This is a genomic window from Klebsiella sp. WP8-S18-ESBL-06 (assembly GCF_014169755.1).
In the GTDB taxonomy this organism is placed as follows: domain Bacteria; phylum Pseudomonadota; class Gammaproteobacteria; order Enterobacterales; family Enterobacteriaceae; genus Kluyvera; species Kluyvera ascorbata_B.
Genome location: NZ_AP022256.1, coordinates 104,006 through 127,430, shown reverse-complemented (window position 1 = coordinate 127,430; position 23,425 = coordinate 104,006). Strand labels below are relative to the sequence as shown.

The 23,425-nt window shown below is 56.1% G+C and carries 27 protein-coding genes; 5 read left to right on the top strand and 22 right to left on the bottom strand.

From position 1 onward, the window contains the following. Positions 1–14: 14 nt before the first annotated feature. From H7R76_RS00615 to H7R76_RS00590, 6 genes are all read right to left on the bottom strand, one after another. Positions 15–485 (bottom strand): flagellar basal body-associated FliL family protein, encoded by a 471-nt coding sequence (locus tag H7R76_RS00615; RefSeq protein WP_106924911.1) that lies wholly within the window; start codon positions 483–485, stop codon positions 15–17. A gap of 13 nt (positions 486–498) precedes the next feature. Beyond that, a complete protein-coding gene (locus H7R76_RS00610) occupies positions 499–1,551 on the bottom strand; it encodes a flagellar hook-length control protein FliK (RefSeq protein ID WP_227673936.1) in 1,053 nt (350 codons plus the stop codon). Then, positions 1,551–1,856 carry a hypothetical protein gene (locus tag H7R76_RS00605; protein ID WP_182966709.1) on the bottom strand — a complete coding sequence of 102 codons (306 nt, stop codon included), beginning with the start codon at positions 1,854–1,856 and terminating at the stop codon, positions 1,551–1,553. The genes H7R76_RS00610 and H7R76_RS00605 overlap by 1 nt, the downstream gene beginning before the upstream one ends. Continuing rightward, on the bottom strand, positions 1,853–2,245 hold the full coding sequence (gene fliS / locus H7R76_RS00600; protein WP_182966707.1) for a flagellar export chaperone FliS: 393 nt from the start codon (positions 2,243–2,245) through the stop codon (positions 1,853–1,855). The genes H7R76_RS00605 and fliS overlap by 4 nt, the downstream gene beginning before the upstream one ends. A gap of 23 nt (positions 2,246–2,268) precedes the next feature. Beyond that, positions 2,269–3,597 (bottom strand): flagellar filament capping protein FliD, encoded by a 1,329-nt coding sequence (gene fliD, locus H7R76_RS00595; RefSeq protein WP_106924908.1) that lies wholly within the window; start codon positions 3,595–3,597, stop codon positions 2,269–2,271. Between the two features lie 203 nt (positions 3,598–3,800). Further along, positions 3,801–4,658, bottom strand: coding sequence for a flagellin N-terminal helical domain-containing protein (locus H7R76_RS00590; protein ID WP_106924907.1), 858 nt, complete (start codon positions 4,656–4,658; stop codon positions 3,801–3,803). Positions 4,659–5,524: 866 nt separating this feature from the next. On the opposite strand from H7R76_RS00590, the gene H7R76_RS00585 reads away from it, so the two are divergent. Both H7R76_RS00585 and H7R76_RS00580 read left to right on the top strand, forming a co-directional pair. Further along, positions 5,525–6,466 (top strand): winged helix-turn-helix domain-containing protein, encoded by a 942-nt coding sequence (locus tag H7R76_RS00585; protein WP_182966705.1) that lies wholly within the window; start codon positions 5,525–5,527, stop codon positions 6,464–6,466. Then, positions 6,438–6,908: a hypothetical protein gene (locus tag H7R76_RS00580; protein ID WP_182929794.1), complete on the top strand. Its 471-nt coding sequence runs from the start codon at positions 6,438–6,440 to the stop codon at positions 6,906–6,908. Before H7R76_RS00585 ends, H7R76_RS00580 begins: the two co-directional genes overlap by 29 nt. Positions 6,909–6,915: 7 nt before the next feature. Here H7R76_RS00580 and H7R76_RS00575 read toward each other — a convergent pair whose 3' ends face one another. From H7R76_RS00575 to flgB, 12 genes are read right to left on the bottom strand one after another with little or no spacing between them, the layout of a single operon-like run. Then, positions 6,916–7,923 (bottom strand): hypothetical protein, encoded by a 1,008-nt coding sequence (locus H7R76_RS00575; protein ID WP_106924904.1) that lies wholly within the window; start codon positions 7,921–7,923, stop codon positions 6,916–6,918. Positions 7,924–7,929: 6 nt separating this feature from the next. Next, on the bottom strand, positions 7,930–8,841 hold the full coding sequence (gene flgL / locus H7R76_RS00570; RefSeq protein WP_106924903.1) for a flagellar hook-associated protein FlgL: 912 nt from the start codon (positions 8,839–8,841) through the stop codon (positions 7,930–7,932). A gap of 22 nt (positions 8,842–8,863) precedes the next feature. Further along, positions 8,864–10,231, bottom strand: coding sequence for a flagellar hook-associated protein FlgK (gene flgK, locus H7R76_RS00565; protein ID WP_106924902.1), 1,368 nt, complete (start codon positions 10,229–10,231; stop codon positions 8,864–8,866). Next, complete coding sequence (locus H7R76_RS00560; RefSeq protein WP_106924901.1) at positions 10,218–10,625, bottom strand: rod-binding protein; 408 nt, start codon at positions 10,623–10,625, stop codon at positions 10,218–10,220. Before H7R76_RS00560 ends, flgK begins: the two co-directional genes overlap by 14 nt. Beyond that, positions 10,625–11,716, bottom strand: a complete 1,092-nt coding sequence (locus H7R76_RS00555; protein ID WP_106924900.1) for a flagellar basal body P-ring protein FlgI — start codon at positions 11,714–11,716, stop codon at positions 10,625–10,627. Before H7R76_RS00555 ends, H7R76_RS00560 begins: the two co-directional genes overlap by 1 nt. Before the next feature lie 11 nt (positions 11,717–11,727). Then, a complete protein-coding gene (gene flgH / locus H7R76_RS00550; RefSeq protein ID WP_182966703.1) occupies positions 11,728–12,393 on the bottom strand; it encodes a flagellar basal body L-ring protein FlgH in 666 nt (221 codons plus the stop codon). A gap of 24 nt (positions 12,394–12,417) precedes the next feature. Beyond that, entirely contained in the window at positions 12,418–13,203 is a 786-nt protein-coding gene (flgG, locus tag H7R76_RS00545) for a flagellar basal-body rod protein FlgG (protein WP_106924898.1), read from the bottom strand. Positions 13,204–13,225: 22 nt separating this feature from the next. Then, positions 13,226–13,957, bottom strand: coding sequence for a flagellar basal body rod protein FlgF (locus H7R76_RS00540; protein ID WP_182966701.1), 732 nt, complete (start codon positions 13,955–13,957; stop codon positions 13,226–13,228). A 3-nt stretch (positions 13,958–13,960) separates the two neighbouring features. Further along, positions 13,961–15,163, bottom strand: coding sequence for a flagellar hook protein FlgE (gene flgE / locus H7R76_RS00535; RefSeq protein WP_182966698.1), 1,203 nt, complete (start codon positions 15,161–15,163; stop codon positions 13,961–13,963). Positions 15,164–15,197: 34 nt separating this feature from the next. Next, positions 15,198–15,872: a flagellar hook assembly protein FlgD gene (flgD, locus tag H7R76_RS00530; RefSeq protein WP_106924895.1), complete on the bottom strand. Its 675-nt coding sequence runs from the start codon at positions 15,870–15,872 to the stop codon at positions 15,198–15,200. A 2-nt stretch (positions 15,873–15,874) separates the two neighbouring features. Then, a complete protein-coding gene (gene flgC, locus H7R76_RS00525) occupies positions 15,875–16,300 on the bottom strand; it encodes a flagellar basal body rod protein FlgC (protein ID WP_106924894.1) in 426 nt (141 codons plus the stop codon). 23 nt (positions 16,301–16,323) lie between these two features. Continuing rightward, complete coding sequence (flgB, locus tag H7R76_RS00520; protein ID WP_182966696.1) at positions 16,324–16,674, bottom strand: flagellar basal body rod protein FlgB; 351 nt, start codon at positions 16,672–16,674, stop codon at positions 16,324–16,326. Positions 16,675–16,752: 78 nt separating this feature from the next. On the opposite strand from flgB, the gene flgA reads away from it, so the two are divergent. From flgA to H7R76_RS00505, 3 genes are all read left to right on the top strand, one after another. After that, complete coding sequence (gene flgA, locus H7R76_RS00515) at positions 16,753–17,541, top strand: flagellar basal body P-ring formation chaperone FlgA (protein WP_182929790.1); 789 nt, start codon at positions 16,753–16,755, stop codon at positions 17,539–17,541. A 104-nt stretch (positions 17,542–17,645) separates the two neighbouring features. Next, the gene (gene flgM, locus H7R76_RS00510; protein ID WP_223878915.1) at positions 17,646–17,945 is read left to right on the top strand and encodes a flagellar biosynthesis anti-sigma factor FlgM; all 300 of its coding nucleotides are present in this window, start codon (positions 17,646–17,648) and stop codon (positions 17,943–17,945) included. A 3-nt stretch (positions 17,946–17,948) separates the two neighbouring features. Beyond that, positions 17,949–18,386, top strand: coding sequence for a flagellar protein FlgN (locus H7R76_RS00505; RefSeq protein WP_106924890.1), 438 nt, complete (start codon positions 17,949–17,951; stop codon positions 18,384–18,386). A 45-nt stretch (positions 18,387–18,431) separates the two neighbouring features. On the opposite strand, the gene H7R76_RS00500 is transcribed toward H7R76_RS00505, so the two are convergent. The 4 genes from H7R76_RS00500 to H7R76_RS00485 all read right to left on the bottom strand — a co-directional run bounded on the left by H7R76_RS00500 (position 18,432) and on the right by H7R76_RS00485 (position 23,422). After that, entirely contained in the window at positions 18,432–19,832 is a 1,401-nt protein-coding gene (locus tag H7R76_RS00500; protein ID WP_182966694.1) for a hypothetical protein, read from the bottom strand. Positions 19,833–19,852: 20 nt separating this feature from the next. Continuing rightward, positions 19,853–20,983 carry a capsular polysaccharide export protein, LipB/KpsS family gene (locus H7R76_RS00495; protein WP_106924888.1) on the bottom strand — a complete coding sequence of 377 codons (1,131 nt, stop codon included), beginning with the start codon at positions 20,981–20,983 and terminating at the stop codon, positions 19,853–19,855. Positions 20,984–21,060: 77 nt separating this feature from the next. Beyond that, positions 21,061–22,002: a hypothetical protein gene (locus H7R76_RS00490; protein ID WP_182966692.1), complete on the bottom strand. Its 942-nt coding sequence runs from the start codon at positions 22,000–22,002 to the stop codon at positions 21,061–21,063. Further along, on the bottom strand, positions 21,989–23,422 hold the full coding sequence (locus H7R76_RS00485) for a glycosyltransferase family 2 protein (protein WP_227673935.1): 1,434 nt from the start codon (positions 23,420–23,422) through the stop codon (positions 21,989–21,991). The genes H7R76_RS00490 and H7R76_RS00485 overlap by 14 nt, the downstream gene beginning before the upstream one ends. Positions 23,423–23,425: the final 3 nt, after the last annotated feature.

Here is a 23,425-nt window from a genome sequence, read left to right as displayed (position 1 = left end):
TTGCGGCGTATCTATCACTGGAAGACCATTTTGCTGATGATGACGTCATCAAACGGGACGCTCATCTTCAGGCTGCTGAAACGGTCGGCGTAGGCCGCCATCAGCTTGTCGTGCAGCGTATTCACGCTCATTGCGCGCACGTCGTCGTAATCCATGTCGGACAGCAGGCTGACCGTCGCACCGCGTACCGCCGGGATCATGTCCTGCGCTTTACGCGCATTTTCCGCACCTTTGGCCGCCAGGTTCAGCTCCAGCAGCAAATAGCGTTCGGTCTGCCCTTTACCTTTGAGCGTGATCACCACGTTTTTAATTTCCACGAACTCCACGGACTCCTTAGATGAGCTGGAGAACATCCCCGATAAGAAGCTGCTGCCCGTGGCTTCATCCATACGCAGCAAATGCGTGCCCACGACCGTCATACCGGCCGCCAGCATGGCGGTGACGAGCGCGATAATGAGCCCGAAAGAGAGAGTTTTTGCGTTCATAATGTTGTGTGCCTTACACCGTCATCAGGACCGAGTCATCGCTGCGGGAGTCCTGCGCGGTCGATGCATCGGCCGTCAGCTCCGCGCCCGCCTGAATGGCATCGCGCTGCTCGGTGAAAGAGTGTCCTCTGCCCTGCTGCTGTCCGCCCGACTGGGAGGACACCTGCACGTTGACCTGGACAAAATTCTGCTCGGTCAGACTCTGGCGGAGGTCGTTACTGGTCTGCTGAAGCGCGCGATAAACGTCGGCGTGGCTGGCGTTGATCTGCACCTGCACGCGGCCGTTATCGACCTGCATCGAAATATCAATTTTGCCCATATCCGGTGGATCGAGTCGGATGGTGGCATGCTGAATCTGCTGCTTAACCTGCACCTGCAAACGCTCACCTAGCGCACTTTGCAGCTGTTCACTCCAGCGGGAAGGCTCGGGATCCATTTTCAGCGTGGCGCTCAGCGTTGCCGCGCTTGAGGTCGTCACAGAAGAAACGCCGTGGCTGCTTTCCAGCGTCGGCGCTGGCGTAACCGGCGCCATCACGGTCATCAGCGTCGGCGACAGCGGCTGCGCGCTCGGCTGTAGGCTGACCGCCGTTTCCGGCGTGGCAATGTTCGTGTTCGTCGCGGCCACGGGCTGCTGCTGCAGCGACGGGGTAAAGCTCATCGCCAGCGTCTGCGGCGCCAGTATCGGCTGTGCGCTAACCCTAAGTGCGTCATCAGCAGGCTGCGCCACGTGGATATAGCTGGGGGCTTGCACCGGCATTTGGCTGGTCATCAGCAGCGTTTCCAGCAGCTGTTGCTGGGCGTCATCTTTCAACAGCGCACCGCTCAACTGCTGCGTATCGGCGCCGTCTTCATCGTCGTCCAGCGAAAGCGGCTGCGCGCTCACGGCCAGATCGCCCGGCAGCGTCTGCCCGGCCATCATCGAGTCGATCACGTTAAGGAGCGCATCGCTGAAGGCGGTCGGCGTCTGCGCCGTGCCGTTCTCACCCATCGATCCCACCATCGGCTCCGCCTGAGCTGGCAGGCCGGAGCCGTTCAGCGCACCCTGAGAGAGATTCAGAATATCCATCAGCGCATCCCCTCGGCGTCCATAAACTGCGCGTACGCCGTCGCCCCTTCGCGGTTGCGCGCGGCCAGGTTCATTTTGGCGGCCAGCATATCGCTCTGCCCCTGACAGTAGTCACGCGCCTGCTGGTGCACCTTCTTCAGATTCTCCAGCGCCTGGCGTTCTGCTTGCGTCAGCGTGTTGCCCTGCATAGCGGTCAACAGCTCAGCAATCTGGCCGTCAACGTTAGCCACAGAAGGCCAGTTATGATCTTCCGTGGCCTGGCGAAGCGCCTGCGTCAGCGTCTGAATGGCATGTTGCATACTCATGCCGCCTGACCCATTTTTTCCCAGCCGTCCTGAATGTTGCCGAGGATCACTTCCACCTCTTCAATGTGCTCAGCAGAGAGCTGGTTGCTGGCGTCATACAGACGATAGACGCAGTAGTCGTACAAATTCGCCAGGCTCAGCGCCAGTTCGCCACCCTTGTCAAAATCCAGTGAGCTGGTCAGCGCATTGAGGATATCGATGCACTTATTAATGCTCTGCGCCTTTCGCTCGTAGCGACGCGCCGCAATGTGGCTTTTGGCTCTGACCAGTTCATCCATCAGGCCACGAAACAGCATCAGCACCAGCTGGTGCGGGTTGGCGGCGGCGGCCTGAATGGCCAGATCGGATTGTTGATACAGGCCGAAGCCTTCCTGCTCACTCCCGTACATTGAACGTCGGTTCCCTTAAAAAATTAGCTAAACATACTCATGGTGTTATTCATCTGCGTCATGAGCTTCTGCAACTGCGTGAACTGCTTGAGGTAGCGGTTGTAGGCAGACTCATAGCGCGTTTCCATTTTTGCGGTTTTGTTATCGATATCGGTCTGCTGGCGGTCGAGGGTCTCCTGACGCCCTTTCAGCAGCCCGGTAGAGGTGCTGAGGTATTTATCCAGCGACTTGTCCATCGCTTTGATCAGGCCGTCGTTGCCGTTAAAGAACTGCGCCACGGTCTGCGGGTCCTTTTTGAGCTGCTCTTCCATCTTTTCGGCGTCAAAGGAGAATTTGCCGTCTTTATCCGCGGTGATGCCGAACTTGCTCATGTTCTGATCGCCAAACGTGCCGCGCAGCAGATTGCTGAGCTCGGTATTTAACGCGGTAATGTTGGCATCACCGGCGAAAGCACCGCGATCGGAGGAACTGGTGCCGGTAGCGGTCAAGCCTGAGATGGTGTCACGTAAGGTGTTGTAGGCATCCAGGAACGCCTGGACCTGGTTCTTCGTTTCGGTGACGTCGGTGTCAACGCTGATAATCAGCGGCTTGCCGCCTTCGGTGGGGCTGGTCAGCTTGATGGACACGCCGTCAACCAGATCGTCCAGGTCATTGGAGCTGCTGTAATATTTCGCTGACGAGTCGCCCAGAGTGAAGATGGCATCTTTACCCTGGGTGATGACGTCTTGCGTATCAAAGATATTCTGGCCGCTGGTCATACCGCTGGTATCCATCTGGATATCGTATTTCACGCCGCTCTGATCGCTGTTGAGAATCAGCGAAACTTCACCGTTGATGCGCATCAGCGAAGCGGTAATGCCGTTCTGCCCGCTGGCCGTCGAGCTGGCGTTAGAAGCGCTCGGGAAATCGGTTTTGTTAATCTCGGCGGCAAAATCAGACAGGCTGTTAAGACCGTCCATCTCGATTTCGATGTCTTCGCCATTCAGGCTGATCTTTAGCGTACCGGTGGCGCTTTTAATGGCGTCATCGTCCAGCCCGCCAAACGACTTCTGCTGCGCGGTGGCCAGCTGTTCCACGTGCAGGCTGTAAGTCCCTTTCCGCGCGCTGGCGCTGGCAGTGACGGTCGCGATGCCTTCCTGATTCAGGGTAGCGGTGTTTTTCAGCACGCTCGCCGTACTGGAGTTCAGCGCGGTAATGGAGCTGCGGAAGGTCGTCATTGCGGTCCGCAGCGAGGCCAGCGCTTTGTTTTGCGCTTCCAGCGACGAGGTTTGTTTGGCGATCGAGTTTTGCAGCGCAAGGATGTCATAGCTCGCCAGTTGGCTCGCCAGTGAGGTCGGGTCAAAATCAGACATAGTAGGTTCTCCAGGCACGCAAGCCACGATCGATATGCAATAGGTTTAGCAACTATTGTGCCAACTTTTAAGTTGTTATTTATCAATAGATTAATAAAAGGCAGGAACAAGGATTTCCGCATTTTCCGGCAGGGGGAAGGAGGGGCCGGATGCAAAAACACCGCCATACAGCGGTGTTTTTTCCTGCATGAATCCGCGAGGGATTAACCCAGCAGGGACATGACCATGCTGGACATGCTGTTGGACTGCTTCAGCATGGACATGCTGGTCTGCGCCAGCAGCTGGTTGCGGGTCATGGTGGACGCTTCGGTTGCGTAGTCAGCATCCTGGATGTTGCTCAGCGCCAGATCGGTGTTGTCTTTCATGTTCGCCAGGTTAGCCGCAGTGTGGCCCAGACGGTTGATGTTGGCACCCAGGGAAGAACGCAGCGTACCGACGTTGCCGATGGCGGTTTCCAGGTCGCTAATCATGCTCTGTGCGCTGTCGAAATCGTCAACGGAACCGCCAGACAGGGTCGTCAGGTCAGTTTTGATTGTCGCCAGGTCAGCTGCCACGTTCACCGTCAGCTTCTCATCAACGGAGGAGCCAATCTGGAAGTTCATGCTAGCAGTGAACTTCGCGCTCGCCGTGGAACCGCTGGCTGGCTCGAACAGGTTCTCACCCGCATACTTGGTGTTGCCCATGATGTTGTTGAGTTCGCTGTTCAGCTCTTTCATTTCAGCAGAGATTGCTGCGCGGTCTTCAGTACCGTTGGTGTCGTTCGCTGCCTGAGTCGCCAGGTCTTTCATACGGTACATGATGTTGCTCACTTCATCGAACGCGCCTTCCGCCGTCTGCAGCAGAGCAGTCGCGTCAGAGATGTTGCGTTGCGCAACGGTCATACCGTTGGTCTGGCCCTGCAGACGGGTAGCAATCTGCAGACCGGCCGCATCGTCAGCCGCAGAGTTAATACGTTTACCGGTACCCAGACGTTCCATCGCGGTGGACAGCAGGTTGTTGGATTTGTTCATCGCATTGGTGGATGCCATGGAGGATGCGCTGGTAAAAATAGAAAGAGACATAAGGATTCCTTTTTTTCGTCCTGGTGATTCAGATGTTGTAATAACTCAAGACGACACGGCTGAAACAAAGATTAAATCCGCAAACATCGACCGCCTGTTTTTTCAGCATAAAAAATCGCAACACACTGATTTTTATCAGTATAAAAATTAATAAAAATCGCTTCACCTACCCTTAGGCTTATCCTGCGTTGCGCAAACCAGCAATAAAAACGGTTCACGGGGCCTTTTTGATTCTGCCTTAGCAAAAAAATCTCACTTTTTCCTTTTTATTTTCATCACTGACCATTCTTTACATTCCACTTATTTAATAAGCACTATTAACCCTTCACATATTATTACTAGAACATTATTACTGGTATTATCGATTTAAAATAAACCTGTTTTCAGGCGACCATGATTAATTAAAAATTAAGCCCCACTTTATATTTATTTTTTCAGCCCGCGCAAACAATAAACATCCGCATTTAGATCACAGCAATAACACATATAATTCACCAAACGATCACCTAATTAACATTAGTTTTATTTAACGATAGCTGTTAACTTCCCGTAAAACAGACACTGTTTATGCCGCCACTATTGTTAAAAAGCCTGTTGCGCATCACACTTTTATCGCGTAAAAAGGACGCAGGAAAAAATTATTCCTTCCTATTGGCGTATATTACGGACGAAAAATTTTCCCAATACCGGTAATATTGACACCTCATCAGGAAGAAAATAACGTCCTCTTTTATCTCCCGCAGGCACGCGGCATTCATTAAGAATTCTAAATGGAGTTATCAACTCAATCAGATAATCGCTGAGGGTTTCAGGTACTCGCAGGATTATCACGGTATGGCTGGAGTGGTTGAATCCATAACGTATAAATGAATAAACGCTATTGCTCCGTAAACAACTGGCTGGTTGACGTCGCCTCAGGCTCGATTCTCCATTTAACCACCGGGGAACGTAAACGCCTGGGGGAATACCAGCTCAAGCTGCTGGATATCCTGGTTCAGGGCGCGGGTAAAATCTTCACCCGCGAAGAGCTGACGACCCTGGTCTGGGAGCGTCGGGTCATCGGCAATAACAGCCTGCCTAACGCCATCCACGCGCTGCGTACGGCGCTGGAAGACGATGGGAAAAACCAGAGAATTATCAAAACTATTCCGCGCAAAGGCTATCTGCTTGAGGCCGAGTATTGCTGCGTCGTGGAGAAAGATGAAGATGAGGTCAACGAGCCTGAAGAAGCCGTCGATGAGCAGGACGCACATCTGCCGCTTTCTGGTTCCGAAGAACCTGTCGCCGCATCCAGCCCGCTAGAGGCTGGCGTTGAAGACGCCCCGGCCGTGCAGACGGTGGCCCCCCGGGTCCCCCACAAACGCCGCTATGGTGTCATGCTCTTTGTGCTGGCGCTGCTGATCACCGCCAGCGCAACGGCAGGCTTCTGCTGGCAGCTGTTTGGCGGCTACAGCGAACGTCTGGTCGCGCGTGAAGTTCAGCCCGGGGTATACGGCAATATCCGTATCTATGCGGTTGAGGCAATAGGCGATCCAAGCTATATGTCGACCAATCTATACAGCAAGCTCAAGGACTCGCTGTATGCGCTAAACCAACAGATAAAAATGCAGTCCGCGACGATGAACGTGTACTTTCACAGCAATAACTCATCGTTAAACTACAGCTTCATGGTGAGCAACGGCTGCGACAAAAAGCAGCTATCCATGGCGATTTACCACTGGCGTACCGATACGGTGCAGCTGAACGATCTTATCCTGCGCGAGACCCGGAGAAAGCTCAATGAACTGGCGACATGCAAAGCGAGTTAATCTGCTGATTGTATTGATAATCGCACTGACGGCGCTGGGCGGTCTGGCGTATAGCATGCTGGCGACAACCTCCGCACTCCCCACCGGGCCAGTGACGGGCGGCTTCCAGATGGGGTTTTACGATCTGATGTCGCAGCGTAAAGAGGTTTACAACGTCAATCTGAAAACCACCCGCAACGTGCTGATGGCAACCATCACTAACCCGGACGACAATCGTTTCGTGTTGAAGGGTAAATTCACCCCTACGCAGAAAAAGCAGGGGAGAATCTACTTTAACCTGACGCCCATCTTCTACAGCGCGGAGCAAAAGGGGCTCATGATTGAGGGGCTTGTCGACCAACTGATGTACTCCAACTACTGGATGGAGCCGATCTCACTGAACAACCAATCGCTGGTGGTCGGGCAAAACGGTTCGATTTTCCTCTACCCGATGCCGAAATAACGCGGGCCTATCCCAACAGGTTTTTGACCGTCGCCAGGCGCACGTTGGCCTGCGTTGCCAGCGCCTGCGACAACGCCGTATAGCTGCTGCCGCTGCGCGCCAGCGCCTCACCGAGGCCGCGCGAGGTTTCCAGCGCCTGCTTCGGGCTATAGGTCGTCGCCATGTCGTTTATCCGCGCGCTGACCCGTTCTTGCTGCTGACGCAGACGACTTCGCTGCCCGGTAATATGGTCGAGGGTGTGCTGTAGCTTCACCTGCCCTTCGCGCTCGCGGCGCGTTGACAGCGCCAGCATCTCGTCGCTGCTGGCGCTTTCCGCCTGCGGCGCAAGGAGCGTAAACGCATCCGCCGGATAATGTTTGCCCTCACCACGTACCGTAAGCTGCTGGCTGACCCGCTCCCAGCGGCTTTCGTCAACGCTGAAGGTCAGCTGGCCGCCGGCCTGAGTCGCGTGAATCCCCAACCGCCCGAGCCCCACGTTCAGCTTAATCAACGTCTGGCGCGGCGTCGCGTCTTCCGGCAAGGCAACGGCCACCATCTCACGCTGGCGGCCACCGAGCGAGAACACCAGCGTTTCGCCCCCCGGCTGACTCAGCAGTTTTTCGCTGCCCGGCAGGGTAAAATTGACCGTACTTTTCTGCTCCAGCGACGCCGTCATATGCCGATCGACCGTTCCGCCCGAAAGCTGGGTTCGGCGTGCCAGATGCGTTTGCAGCGCCTGAGCCTGCGCGCTGGCGTCACCGCCGCGCGCGGTGGACTGACGTAGCTGAAGCAGCTGCGTTTCGGTCTTGGCCAGATAGCTATCGGCCTGCTGCACCGCCGTGAGCTGCTGGTTGAGCTGCACGTTATAGCGCATCGGACGGCGCGAAAGCAGCGCCGCCTCGGGAAATGCGCTGCTTCTGGAAACGGCGTCAGGGGCGCTGACGCGGCCAACGCTGTGCGGAGCGTCAATACCGCCGCGCCCGGCGCTTGCCGGGGCGGAGGTGGTCAGAGAGGCTGTTTTTAAACCAACTTGCATAACCGATTACAACATGCTGAAGAGATTAAGCTGGCTGACCATGCTGTACGCCTTATTGGTGATCTGCATTGATGTCATGTACAGCTGAAGATTGATGGTGGTTGTGGCCGAGTCCGCTGCGTTAAGGTCGGTTTCCACCTGCGCATTCGACAGGCTAACGTCGGTGTGCGCATCGCCAATCAGCGTCAGGCGATTCTGACGGCCGCCAAGATCGGTAAACAGCGCGCCCAGGCTATCGCTGGTCGTTTGGGTCATACCGATCATCGCCGAAATATCATCCTGATAATCCGCATAGTTCATATTCGGATCCTGCATATTCTGGCTCAACTCTTTCAACATATTCAGCATCTTGAGATCGTCGCCAGCGCCGGAAAATGCCTGCGCAACATGGGTGTTTTCCGTAATGGCCACGCCGTTGGCCACCAGAGTTTCACGCGATTGATCGTTCCCGCCAAAAACGTACTGACCGTCCACCAGCTCAACGGCCTTCGTGCCGGTCATGGTGCCGGAAAACAGATAGCTGCCGTTCTCATTTTTGCTATTCATTGTCGCGACCAGTGAGTCCAGCATCGACTCCAGCTCGGCGCCGTAGCTCGCCAGATCTTTCTGGCTCAGCGTACTGTTGTTCGCCAGCTTGAGCTTATCGCTTACCGCCAGCACCTGATTGCTCATTGCCGTAATGTGCGATTCCTGCACCGACAGCGCGCCGCTCAGGCTCGTGATATTGCTTTGATACTGCTTAATTGCCGACTGTTCGCGGCTCAGCTGCACCAGGCGGCTAGCCGCCACCGGGTCATCTGACGGGACGTTGACGCGCTTTTGCGTCGACAGCTGTTCCATCAGTTTGGCGACGCGATTGCCGTTTACGCCGAGCTGCGCCAGCATGGCGTTAGAATTGTTAAGACCGCTAATACGCATGGGTTAGTGCTCCTGATGGCGTTTAGAAAATACCGAGCAGATCGCTGAAGACCTGGTTCCCTGCGGCGATCACCTTCATGTTCGCCTGATAGGCCTGCATATAAACCTGCAGATTGATCGCCTCTTCATCCTGGTTTACCGCACTCAGGTTGTCGCGCTGCGTCTGGGCTTCTGCGCTGACCGACGTCGCCGCTTCCATCTCGGTCTGACTCTGTTTGCTGGCAATACCGATGGTGGAAATAATCGCCGCCGCGCCTTCGCTCAGGCTCATATTGCCGAGCCCCGGAATATCGGTTTTTTCGTTTTTCAGTTCGATCAGCGCGTTAAGGTTGTCGCCGTTACCCGGCTCCAGCGGATCGCCGGACAGCGCCAGCTCGTCCGGCGAGAGATCGTTAACCTGAAGCATCCCGGCCGGGTTTGACGGATCGAAGGTAAACAGCGGTTTACCGCTCTGCCCATTCAGATCGAAGCCATCAGCCAACTGATTATTAAACATGTCGGCCACGGCGGATGCCATCCCCTGAACGGCGTCACTCATCTGCTTTAGCGTGCCCACTTCGTAATCGTAAAGCGCGCCCAGTTGGCCACCGGCCGACGGGTTGAGCGAAAATTCGCTGGTCGAGAACTTCAGCGTCAGCGTTGAGTTGCCGTTGCCGTCCGTGCCAACGCTCAGCTGACCGGCGGTTTTGCCGCTGACCAGCGGCTGACCGTTGCTCAGCGCCACGGTGTAGCCGCTGCTGTCGTCGCTCACCTTCACGTCCGCCAGCGAGCTCAGCTGTTTCACCAGCTCATCGCGCTGATCGCGCAGCACGCTACTGTTGCCGCCGGTCGCATCCATCTCAACAATTTTCTTGTTGTAGTCGGCAATACCGCCGCTCAGCGTGTTGATCTGATCGACCATCGCCCCGCGCTGGGTGCCGATTGACGTTTTCTGGCTGGAGATAAAGTCGTTCATGCTGTTGAAGCGGGTCGCCAGGGAATTGGCCTGGTTCAGCAGCTGCTGGCGCAGTGCCTGAGACTCCGGCTGCTGCGTCAGCGCGCTCATGGCGCTGACAAATTCATCCAGACCGGCACCAAGACTGGTGGAGTCCGTACCGATCACCTTTTCCAGCGCGCCAATATACTGGTTGCCCATGCTGTAGTAGTTGGCCTTGGTATTGGTCTGCCACACCTGATTAACCAGATACTGGCTGGAGATACGGCGAATGCTATCCACCTGCACGCCGCTGCCGGGCGAAATGCCGGCTTCGCCCATTGGGCCAACGGCGCTCTGAATAATGCCCTGACGGCTATAGCCGGAGGTCAGATAGTTAGCCGTGTTCATCGACGTTACGTTCATGCCCAACTGGGCCGCCTGTAGACCACTATAGGCGATATTAATCATACTCATGGCTTACTCCTGCCCTTCGGGTCACGGGAACGACGGGCGTATTAAGTTCTTGCGGTTGCCCCTGTAAAGCGGCCACCTGCGCGTCATTCTTAAGCGGTGCCGCGGTTTGCGGCGTCAGTTGGTTTATGATCATCTGCGCGATACCGGTGCTGCGCTGAGAGGCCAGCTCGGACGCCATCTTGTCATCATAAAAATCACGCATCATGCGCTGCTGCTTACTGTTAAACGGGTTATCTTCTCCCAGCACGTCAGCGGCTTTACGCATCTGCGATAGCATCGATTTCAGCATCAGCGCTTCAAACTGTTCGGCCGCCTGCTCAAGATTCTGCGGCTTTACCTGCCCGGTCATATCGCCGGGCAGAATTGCGGTCTGGCGGTTAATGGCATCCAGCATTACATCACCACCAGTTCAGCATCCAGCGCGCCCGCTTCATGCAGCGCCTGCAAAATGGCCATGGTGTCATCCGGCGCGGCGCCCAGGCTGTTTAAGGTATTCACAATGCTGCGCAGGCTGGTACCGGCAGAAATGGTCACCATCTGGCCGCGACCGCGATTAACGCTGACGTCGCTCTCCGGCGTGACCACCGTCTGGCCCTGGCCGAACGCGTTCGGCTGGCTGACGTTGGAAGACTCGCGAATAGTGACCGTCAGGTTGCCGTGGGAGACCGCAGCGGCGCGCACGATCACGCCATCGCCAATCACCACCGTGCCGGTGCGGGCGTTAAACACCACGCGCGGCGGCTGCTTACCGGCGTTAATCTGCACGTCTTCCAGCGCCGACATAAAGGCGACGCGCGCACCGGCGCCCATCGGCGCGCGTACCGCGACGTTGGTCGCGCTCTGCGCCGTCGCCGTGCCCGAGCCAAAGGCGTTATTCAGCGCCACGGCAACGGTGTTGGCGGTTTTAAAGCTTGGCCGTTTGAGGTTAAGCATCACCATCGGCTCCTGCTGGAAGTCACTGGCGATTTCACGCTCAACGGAACCGCCGTTCGGCACGCGGCCTACGGTCGGGGTGTTAATCGTCACGCTGGAACCGCTGTTGCCCTCGGCCTTCACGCCGCCGACCACCACGTTCCCCTGCGCTAACGCGTACACTTCGCCATCGGCGCCGCGCAGTTGGGTAAGCAGCAGCGTACCGCCGCGCAGGCTTTTGGCATCGCCGATTGACGAGACGGTCACGTCAATACTCTGACCGAGGGAGTAGCCCGGCGGTAGCGTGGCGCTGATCGCCACCGCCGCCACGTTCTTCACCTTCGGATCGATTTTGGCCGGCAGCTGCACGCCGAACTGGCGCAGCATATTGGTGACCGATTGACTGGTGAACTTCACCTGGTTTTTATCACCGGTACCGTCAAGGCCGACCACCAGGCTGTAGCCAATCAGCTGGTTGCCGCGTACGCCCTGGATATCCACCACGTCACGCAGCGGCTGCGCCACGGCGCCCGCGCTGAAAAGACACAGCAAAAAGAGGATCCGTTTCAACATTATGGCCTCCGTCAGATAGGGAACAGCGGGTGGTTGAAGAAGCGCACCAGCCAGCCAGCGGCGTTGGCATCGCTCAACGCGCCGCGCCCGGCGTAGGAGATGCGCGCGTTGGCAATGCGCTGCGACGATACCGAGTTATCGCGCTCGATATCATCAGCGCGCACCAGCCCGGTGACGCGCATATACTCGTCGCCCTGGTTGAGGGTGAGCCACTTTTCACCGCGAATCGCTAGCACGCCGTTAGGCAGCACTTTATAGACCGCCACGGTGATCGCGCCGCGCAGGCTGTTTTGCTGCTGCGACGTGGCGCTGCCGTTGAAGTTACGGTTGCCGTCTACTGAACCAGAGAGCTTATCGACCGAGTGGCCGAAGGCTTCCGGCACCCCAAGGGAGACGTCGTTCTTCTTGCCGAAGTTGGTCCGCGCCTGCTTGCTGGCCTGCGTGGATTCGTCCAGCTTCACGGTCAGAATGTCACCCACGCGATAGGCGCGGCGATCCTGAATCAGCGACCAGTTATAGCCACTGTTGTAGACGCCGCCGCTGCGTACTTTGGTTTCCGGCATGGCAAAATCTTCCGGCGGCGCATACGCCGCGTCGTCTTTGTGCACCAGCAATGCCGGGCTTTCACAGCCCGACAGCATCAGTGCCAGCAAAACGACTACTACCTGCTTTTTCATTGCGTTCTCTTTACTGCCCTGCCGTTACATCGACTGCGTGACAAACTTCAGCATGTCGTCTGCGGCAGAGACCATTTTGGCGTTCATTTCATAGGCGCGCTGTACGGTGATCATGTCGACCATCTCTTCAACGACCTGCACGTTTGAGCCTTCCAGCGACCCCTGCTCCAGCTGGCCAAACGCCTCTTCACCCGGCACGCCCTCTACCGCTTCACCGCTGGCGGCGGTTTCGAGATACAGGTTGCCGCCGATGGCTTCCAGGCCGGCCGGATTGACGAAATTCACCAGCGTTAGCTGGCCCAGCTCAACCGGATCGGCCTCGCCCGCAACGGTGGCAGTAATGGTGCCGTCTTTGCCAATCTGGATATCTTTGACGTTGTCCGGCAGCTCAATCTGCGGGATCAGCGGCAGGCCCTGGGCGTTGGTCAGCACGCCTTCCGGCGTTTTTTGCAGGTTGCCGGCGCGGGTATAGGCGATATCGCCGTTGGCAGTCTCGACCTGGAAAAAGCCCTGTCCGGAAATGGCAACGTCAAGGCTCTGCCCGGTGTTCTGAATGCTGCCAACGGTGAACTCTTTCTGGGTGCCGACAATCTTGACCCCGGTACCGTACTGAATACCGGTCGGGGAGACGTTGTTCTGATCGAGCTGGCCGCCCGGCGTACGCTGGTTCTGATAGAACAGATCGGCGAACATCGCACGGTCGCGTTTAAAACTGGTGGTGTTAACGTTCGCCAGGTTGTTGGAGATGGCGGTCATTTTGGCGTCCTGCGCCGCTAAACCAGTTTTACTAATCCATAAAGCGGGATTCATCTGTATTCCTTAATTCGTCTTCTTAGGTGCCGCGAATCAGGCGGTTGCCTGCGGTTGCCAAATCTTCTGCAGCCTTCATCATCTTGATCTGCGCTTCGAACTGACGGTTGAGCGCAATGCTGGAAACCATCTCACCGATAGCCGACACGTTGGCCGCCTCCAGATGTCCGGCGGCCACCGTGACGTCTTCATCACGGGGAGTGAACGCGGCGTTGCTGACCAGAAAACCGGCGTCGTTCTTACTGAGCTGGCTGGCCGGAATATTCACCAGCTTGACGCGGTCAACCTCCATCGGCGCGGCAATGTCGCCGTCTTCCGGGACAATGGTGATGACCCCATCCTCGGCAATCGACACGGAAGAGAACGGCGGCAGCACGATAGGGCCATTGTCGCCCTCCAGCGGCAGGCTGCTTACCGACAGCTCGCCGTCGGCGTTGACGTCAATCTGGCCGTTACGGGTGTAGACCTCACGCGGGCCGCTGCGCAGCGCAATCAGCCCGTCGCCTTTGACGGCAATGTCCAGATCGCGGCCGGTTTCCCGTACCGCGCCCGGCGCTAAATCCACGCCGCCCTGGGTAGGCTGCGCCAGATAGCGGGAGGCATACCCCTCGCCGCTGACCTGCTGGGTCAGCGCCTTATCGAGATCGCTGCGAAAGCCCTGGGTATTGACGTTTGCCAGGTTGTTAGCGTGAATCTCCTGCTGCGACAGGCTGCGCGAGGCGCCGCTGACCGCGGTGAAAAGTAGGCGATCCATCGATTACACCGCCTGGAACAGCGCGCTCATCATGCTGTCGTTGGTGCTGATAACTTTGGTGTTCGCCTGGTAGTTGCGCTGGGCGGTCATCAGCCCCACCAGCTCAGAGGTCAGGTCGACGTTGGAAGATTCCAGCGCGCCGGACACGATGGAGCCCAGCAGACCGGAACCCGGCGTGCCGGTCAGCGGTGTGCCGGAACTGGCGGTTTGCGCCCAGGTGGTGCCGTCCTGTGATTGCAGACCGTTCGGGTTGGTAAAGTTCGCCAGCACCAGCTGACCTTGCAGCAGGCGCTCCCCGTTGGAGAAGGTGGCGTAGACGCTGCCGTCTTCGTCAATCGCCTGGCCGGTACGCTCGCCGGAGGCATAGCCGTCGCCTTTATTTTTACTGACCGAGAAGTCGGAGCCGTACTGCGTGGTGCCGCTGTAGCTCATGTCCAGAGTAATCGCGTCAGCGCCCGCAATATCGGCGGTCAGGGCAACCGAGCCGCTCGGGTCCGTCAGAATACCCTGGCTGTTGAACGTCAGGTTTTGCACCTGATTCATACCACCGCTGGTCACCGGCTGATCGTCCATGTAGTAGTACACTTGCCATTCGTTCTCGCCGGTTTTGACGAAGTACTGGTTCAGCGTGTGTTCACGGCCCAGCGAATCATAAACCTGCGTGGTGTAGGAGTTGTTGTAGGAGGTATTGTCTTTATAGTCGAACGGCGAGGTGGCCGGGACTTCCGCTCGCGCATCAATATTGGCGGTAAAGTCGATGCTCTCGGTGGCTTTTGCCGGAATGGAACCGCTGCTGATGGTCAGGTTGCTGATGGAACCCACCTGCAGCGTGCCGCTGGCGTCGACCGGATAGCCCTGAAGGTACATGCCCAGGTTATTCACCAGGTTGCCGTTGCTATCGGTACCGAAGTAGCCCGCACGGGTATAGGCGGTCGTCCCCGCGCTATCGCGAACCATAAAGAAACCGTTGCCGTTAATCGCCAGATCCAGCGCGGTGCCGGTAGAGGTGATGCTGCCCCCTTTGGTGATGCTCTGGGTCACGGCAGAGACGCCCACGCCCAGCGGCTGGCTTTCGGCGTACAGCGCGGAAAACTCAGCGCGACCGGACTTAAAGCCCACGGTGCCGGAGTTGGCAATGTTGTTCGAGATAGCGTTCAGCTGTTCGGTAACGGCATTCAGACCGGAAGTTGCAATACTAAAGCTCATAATCGTTCCTGTTTAATTCGCTGCCTGATTCACTTCAGGCTGTATTTTTTGCGGTGGTGCCAAACTGGGTAATGTTGTTGTAGGCAATCTCGCCCAGACCGTTGATGTTCAGTACGGTCGAGCTGCCGTCGAGCGGAATGCGCACGTTGCTGACCACGCCGCCGACTTCAATCGGCACGTTCTCTTCGCCGGTATCGGTCACCACGCTCAGGGTGTATTTCCCCTCGCTCAGGCCCAGTTCTTCCGGGTCGATGGTAAAGTCCACCTGACCCGCTTCCTGTTTGCCCAGCTCAATCTTGTGCTCCACGCCGGCAGAGTCTTTCACGATCACCGTCACCACGTTGGCGGCGTGCTCCAGGGTCAGACGGCCGTCGAGGACCGTTTCGCCGTCGCTTTCAATCGAGCCGGTCTGCACCATCACGTGCTGCCCGACCAGATTGCCGGTAGTGAGCGTCTGCAGGTTGTCCATCAGCACGGAGCTGTTGGCCATCAGCTGCGACATGGTTTCCATCGACTGCACCTGGGTGAGCTGCGCCAGCTGGCTGACGTACTCGGTGCCGTCAGTGGGGTTCAGCGGATCCTGATTCTGGATCTGCGCCACCAGCAGCTGCATAAACATGGTATTCATGCCGGAAGCGGTATTGCTGCTGACGACGCCGTCCGTACTGCTGGACGCGCGGCTGTCGGTGTAGGCGCTATCTACGTTCATCGTTATGCTTCTCCCAGTCGCAGCAGGCTTTGCTGCATGCTTTTAACGCTGTTCAGCACGTCGACGTTGGTTTCAAAACCACGCGACGCGGACATCATGTCGGCCATCTCTTCCACCACGTTGACGTCCGGGTAGTAGACGTAACCGTCGGTGCTGGCCATCGGGTTATGTGGCTCGTAACGCTGTACCGCACTGCCGGTTTCGATAACGTCCATCACCTGCACGCGCGCGCCGGTCAGCGCGCGGCTTTGCATCAACTCATCATTTTTATAAACCGCTGCAAAAACCGGGCGGCGCGCTTTATAGGTGCCGTCTTCGGTCGCAGAGGCGGTTTCCGCGTTAGCGAGGTTACTGGCGATGGTGTTAAGACGAACGGTTTGCGCCGTCATCGCCGATCCCGACACGCGATAGATATCCGAAAAAGCCATAATCCGTGGTTACCTGCGTTGGTTTACTTACCTTCAATGGCCTGCTTGAGGCCAGTGAACTTCATGTTTAAAAAAGCCAGGCTCGTCTGATAGTCCTGGGTGTTCTTCGCAAACTCGGCCTGCTCAACGTTCAGCGACACGGTGTTCCCGTCCGAAGCGGGTTGATAGGGCACGCGATACATCTCCTGCGCTGACGTCTGCTGAGAAAAACTCGACCGCGAGCGTTGCATCTCAGAGGCAAAATCAATATCTTTAGCCTGGAAGTTGGGGGTATCGACGTTTGCCAGATTGGCTGACAGCAACTCTGCTCGGGAAAGTCGAAGTGCTACAGCCTGTGGATGAACGCCCAATGCTTTGTCAAAAGTAATACTCACAATTCACACCCTCGTGAAACTAAAACCTGCTCGATCTGCGCTTTCGTATAGCAATTTTCATGCCAAGGTTTTAACTACATGATTTATAATATCTTTGTTCATTTATTTCGCGCAGGTGTGAAACGGGATTTCCGCTTCCTCGCGGGCTTTTTCCTGCTGGCGCTGGCGAGCAGTGCGCCCGCCTCCGCCGCCGAACGCCCCACCAGCGCCCGCAAGCAAATTTACGTCGCCGTCCAGCTCCACGCGGCCGACATCGTTCGCCAGGAAGCCAAACGCCGTCAGTGGCCTGAATATCAGGCGAAGATGAACCTGTTTATTCCTGCGGAAGCCTCGCAGTACGCAACCTGTCGCCAGGAACCGGCGGTTTCTCTGCCCGGCGGCGACCGTCTCGACCTCAACCGCCTACGTTTTGACGTCCGCTGCGCCGATGCCAGCGGCTGGGATATTGCCGTCACCGTCAAACCGGATATCTATCTGCCGGTCATCGTCGCCGATAGCGCCCTCGATCGCGGCCAGGTGATCACCGCCGACCGTATCGCCATCCGCAAATTCAACATCAGCAGCACCCGCGGCGACTACCTGACCAAACCAGAAGACGTTATCGGGATGACCGTCAAACGCCGCGTGCGCGATCGCCAGCCGATTATGCTCAGCCAGTTGGATTCGCCGACGCTGGTTGACCGCGGCCAGCGGGTCATGATGGTGGCGTCACAAAACGGCGTGGAGGCCCGTACCATGGGTGAAGCCATGAAGAAGGGTCGCAAAGGCGAGATGATTAAGGTGAAAAATGAGAGCAGCGGGCGCGTGGTCAGCGCCATCGTCGCCGATATCGGCGTGGTGAACATGGTGTACGCCAGCGGGCAGTAAAAAACTTCCTCTTCCGTTTAAGTTACCGGCCCCGCAGGCCGCTCTTTACTGACAACGGCGCAGGAAGTCCTGCTTCCGCAGGGCAAGGCTCATACGCAACCACAATAAACAATCAAAACGAGGGCGAAGCGATGAAAGTTAGCGCGACACAGTACAACCTGACCACCGCAATCAATAAAGCAAGCAGCGCGGAACAAACCCGCACCGTGGCGCAGGAAGGCTCCAGCGTGACGCGCAGCGCCGCCATCGATCCCGTACTGGGCGATGCACAAACCCAGCTGAGCACGCTGCCGGAAGTGGACATGGCGCGCGTGGCCGAAATGAAAGAGGCCATCAGCAGCGGCAAAATCAGCGTTAACGTTGATGCGCTGACTGACGCAATGCAGAAGTATTTTCAGAGGTAATTTATGACTCACGCAGCCCAGCGCGTTAAAGCACTGATTCAGGACATGACCGAGGACCGCAAGCGCTACCCCGCCCTGGCCGCCCTTCTTGAGAAGCAGCGCCACCATATTGTGGCACGCGACGCCGCGTCGTTGGACGCGGTTAACGAGCAGATTATGGCGCTGTACCAGCAGCTGTCGAAAAGCAGCCAGCAGCGCTACCAGCATCTGAACGGTCTGGGCATCGATCCCAACACCGAAGGCATGAAAACGCTGATCGCCCGCCTCCCCGTCACCCATCAGCCTTCCGTTTCTGCCCTCTGGCAAGGGCTGCAGCAGCAGGCCGCCGACTGCCAGATTGCCAACGACTACAACGGCGCGTTGATGAATATGCAGCAGGAGATTCTGGGGAATGTGCTGAATGCCAGCGCGCCGGAGAATTGGCTGTACCAGCAGGGGTAGGATCGTTGTCTGGCAAATTCGCCTTGCCAGACAACGAATGCAGATCTAAAGCTGAAGCCATTCCAGCTTACGCAGCAGTTTCCTGGCACCGCGAAAGTTCAAGTGATGCGCATCGGAATAATCCTCTGGCTCAAAATCCCGATCTTCGGACATGTCGATAAAAAACACGGATTCATTATCGGCAATAGCGCTCAGGAACGCTTTCGTCTGCTGCCGCATCTCCTTATGGAACAATGCGTTGTACTGCGGAGTAAAGGGCTGAATAACGAAATAAATATGCCCTTGAGCGACGCTCACCTGCTCAACCATCTGCTGGATGATGAGCTTATTGTATTCGGCGACCCCTTCACGATCATAAAACTGGGCAAAATAGTCAGCCTCACGACGCGCCAGAGCCTGACTATAATGGGAAGTGGTAGTGATTTTTTTTTCTGGTTTTAATGAGACGTGCGGGCGTAACCCCGCAATTTCACGCTTTGCTGCCCATGCAACAATATCAATATTGAGCAAATCAACGATCGGTTCACGCGCGTAATGAAAGGCGAACCGTTTATACGCTGATTGTCGACGGTAATCATACGGAATACTATTTTCATTAAAAAAACAGGAAGCCAAATGAAAATAGCTATTGGCCCCTTTTGAGAGCTCATGAAAGAGTTCGAAAAAGCCTGTCACGATGACGAAATCTCGCACATTGCACGCAGCAATGCAGTGCTCGACCAACGTTTTATTGTACGTTGCATCACCGCTCGCAATCGATAGATTCACCGAGTTATTCAATAGCGCATCGTGCATGCCGTAATATGCAAAAGACGAACCGAGGATCGCCTTATTAAATTGAGGATGGCTGTTCAGCTTTTGCAGATTGTTATTGAGGATCCCGACCATATCAATATGCTGACGGATAACGCCGAGAAAACCGTCAAGATGACCAGCGCATGCAGCCGCCGCTTCAATGTTGATAAGCCCAAGTCCATTTTCGCTGCCCACGTGGCGCTCACCCTGATTGTCCACCAGCAGTACTGGACGAGATAACGGCGGCACAGCCAATAAGTCTTCCGCCGCGCCCTCATCGGTGTAGATAACCCGCGCACAGCGCAGGGGTTCCTTATCCAGAATACCCTCTATCAGCGCCACATTTTGCCGAGTACCAACATAAACAAAATCCCATGGTCGACGTTGTACCATCCATTGCCAGAAGGTCGACAAATATTCTGAAAAAGAGATTATCTCACTATCAGTCGCCTCTTTTTCAGCGGTGATAATTAACTGCTCGATAAAATCAATCGCAGGTTTTCCCTCAGGAATACAGTGCTGGTACAGCAGAACGCATTGTTTAATGGCATCAATAACCGCATCATCCTTTTTTCTGGATAGCGTTAACGCCAGATTTTTAATTTCGATCAGGAAAGCCAGTTCATCAGCAATCGCCGGGTTTTGCCCCATCGTATTATTCACTCCAGGCATTAACGGTTCAGAAACGCGATGGCCGTATTACGCGCAATAGGTTCATTACTAAAAAAATCAACGCCATCAAAAAGGTAGTGATGGATATACTTTTTCAACCTTTCATAATCGAATGTTTTATAGAAACAATGGCCGATCGCCGTGACCGGTTTATGCAGTAATAACCCTTCAAGGCCTACCGTCGAGTTAATCGTCACAACCTCTTCAGATTGCTTGATAAGTTCAGTCGTCAGTTCATTTGATAACATAAAGCCCAGCGTTTGTTGGAGCCGCACGATATGTTGCACCTCCTCGCGCTTTGGCTCAGCCGGGTGAATCTTGACCACCACGTGGTAGCCCCTTTGTTCTGCAAGATGTAACGCATATCGAATCACATCTTCATTTTTAAAGTCGGAATACAGCCACAGCTGCGCATCAGTTGAAACCTGGAGCGGAACAAAAAGATACGGTATCCCGGTATTGAGAACCTTATGCTGAGAACTTGCCTCAATAACGTCTGCCAGCGCGTTTCCCAGAGCCTGGCGTGGCGGTCGCGACTTAAAGGTATGGTAATGCGCCATCCAGGATTGATGCATACCCTCATCCACCGCTGGGTAACGATCGAGAATCTCCGGCGTCATTGCCAGCCGGGAATGCGCGTTGGTACCTTCAGGGTCGACAAAAATCTTGTCCGGTAGATTCGCCAGCTCTACAAACTGCGTGGGGATCGACGTCATCTCACAGAATGCTTTCGCCGCTTTTGCGCCAATTCCGCAGCCACTGCACATCACAACACGCGAAATCGTTGCGGGGTCAAACTGACTAATGAACACGAAGCATGACATCAGTACTTGCCAGCACACCTCTCGTTCACCGCCACCCACAACATACTCAAAGCACTCCTCGAGCGATTTTCCAAGCCGTTTGGCCAGCCGAGGACTGGATTGTCGAAACGCCGCCTCGACGGGCGCTGAAGTGAAAATCGGAATCTGAATAACCTGACACTGAGGAAGCTGATGCTTCACGAATTCGCAGATCGGCCGATCCCGGGAAACAAAGATCGCGTCTTTTTGCTTCTGTTCCGGCAGGGCGTTAACAATACGAGAGAAGAACTGAGCGTAGTTGATCCCCTCAATCAAAAACATGACCATGGCGAACCTATCAGGTTGTTACGTTCAAAGGCGAGGACGATAGATGCCGGAATGCCCCGGCATCGTGACGCATGGCATTACAACAATGCTAAACCACAGAGCAGGCTATAGTCGGAAGAGGTTCCCTCTTCCGCCGTCAGCGGGTTCTGCTGTTGCCAGCCGCGCAGCGCGCTAACCAGCAGCGCCACGTCGTCCTGGGTCAGCTCACCCTGCTCGGCGCGAATAGCGCACAGCATTTTGATGTGGAAGAACTGGCGCGCCAGACCCAGCAGCGCTTCGCCGTAATTGGTGCAGCCTACGCCGGGGAAAATATCGCTATACAGCTGATAAATAAGAATATTGCGCAGAGTATGCGGCTGATGATTAAACAGCGTAAGCGTGGACCAGGCCGCATCCAGCATCTGCTGACGCTCTGCCAGTCGGGCAGGCTGCATGATCGACAGCTCGCTCAGCTTCAACGTCATCCCCATTTTCTCAACCATCGGCAGGTTCAGATTCAGACGCATCGTGCCCATCGCTTTTAACGCCGCAATACGATTTTCCGCGATCGGCGGCAGCATCGCGAACTGCTGCGCCAGTACGCCTTGTTCCGCCAGCGCAGCCAGCTGCTCGCCCAGGCTCACCAGCAGCGCCGGGTCGCTTTCCCCGCAGTCATGATGCTGCTGCGCTTTGCTCAGCAGCACGCCAATGGCGTACAGGCTGACGTCCAGCGTCAACGCCGGATGCACCGCCAGGTTGATGCACTGTTGGTTAAGCACCTCGCTCCACGCGCTCAGCAGATCATCACTCTGCGGCGCAGCCTGCGCAGTGTGCAGAATGAAGGCTTCCGGGTTGAACAACATCTCTTTGGCCGCCGTTTCACAGCCGATATCCAGCGTCTCGCGCTGCTGATTTTTCAGCTTCACGCTAATGTGCGGCCACGCTTCCTCAGCCTGCTGACAGGCAGGACAGTCGCAGGGCGTTTCTCGCGCATCAAAACGCGAAACAAATTCAGGGTGATAATGTTCAATCAGTTCCATGTTCATTCTCTTTCACGGGCACGGTTTCCCGATGCTTACGGAAAAACCAGTGGGTGCAGTCAATCGGTTCGCCGGTGGCAGGATCCGAATGACGCTGTAAGAAGGCGAAACTTGGGCTAAAGCCCAGCCATAGCGATGGCTGGCTCATCAGGGTGGTCCAGCAGCTATCAAGGCTGGCAGGGTGTGTCGTCTTATCCTGATAGGCGTCCAGCAGCGTGTCGTAGTAATTCGCATTCACCGCGTAGGCGCACGCGCAGCCTGCGTTATAGATTCGCGCCACCCCTTGTAAAGACTGGGTTGGCCGGAAGCTGTCATAGCGGCCGCCGAGCAGCAGCACCTGCCAGTCCAGCTGATCCAGGCCATTAAGCAGCTTGTTGATGTTGTTGACCGCATTTTCCTTCCTGACGAACTGCAGTTCGGCATCCAGTAGCGCCACGTTCCGCCAGCCCTGCCGTTTCGCCTGCGCGATGACCTGAACGTGGGTCTGGCGTTCATCAGCCACTTTCGCCACCGGCCAGATTTGGCCGGCCTGCACGCCTAGCGCCAGCAGCGCCTCACAGCGTGAGGACAGCGCTGATGCCTGCAGTGGATCGTAAAGAACGGCCACCTTCTCAAACACCGACCAGTTCACCTGCGCATTAAGCGGCGCGATACTCAGACGGCGATAGTGCGCCAGCAGATTGGCATCGCTGACAAAATCATCGAGCGTCAGGTCTACGGCCGTAGAGGTGTCCAGGATGTAGTCTTTGTCGTAGGTATTGCTGCTGTGCGAAATGCACAGGATGGCCCGCTGCGGATCAAGCTGCTGAACCGGCGTCGTAAACCCTTTGAGAAAACCGTCCTCTTCCGCTCGGCTGGCATCATCGTCATAGCGGTGTGTTTTCAGCAGACTACGGTGATAACCAAACGTGCCGTTCAGCGCGTGACATTGGCCGAACGGGTGCGTCAGGTAAATTTTGTCCAGATGGCTATACCAGATATAGATCTGGTCGCTGCCGGAGAAGGGCGCGCGGTTGGCCTGCATCTGCGCCACCTGATAAGAAATTTTATCCGGCGCATAGTAGTCATCGTCATCAAAGCAGATGATGTATTCGCCTTTCGCCAGCGCATTGAGCCGATTGCGCTTATTGCCCAGCGTCAGGCGCGCCGGGCTGTGGATATAGCGCACGTTCGGCGTCGCCGGATCGCTCATCATCTCAACAAGATCGGCATTACTGCTTGCGGAGTCATCGAGAATAATCAGCTCGCGCCGGTCCGCCGGATAGTCCTGGTATTGCCAGATATAGAGCAGATAGGGCAGAAACTCGCGGCGGTTGTAGGTCGGGCAGACGACGCTGACAAACGGCGTTGTCTGCGGCCGCGGACGCTGCTGGCGAGCAATCAGCGCGGACATCAGGTTCGTTTTATTCGCGGTTTTCATCAC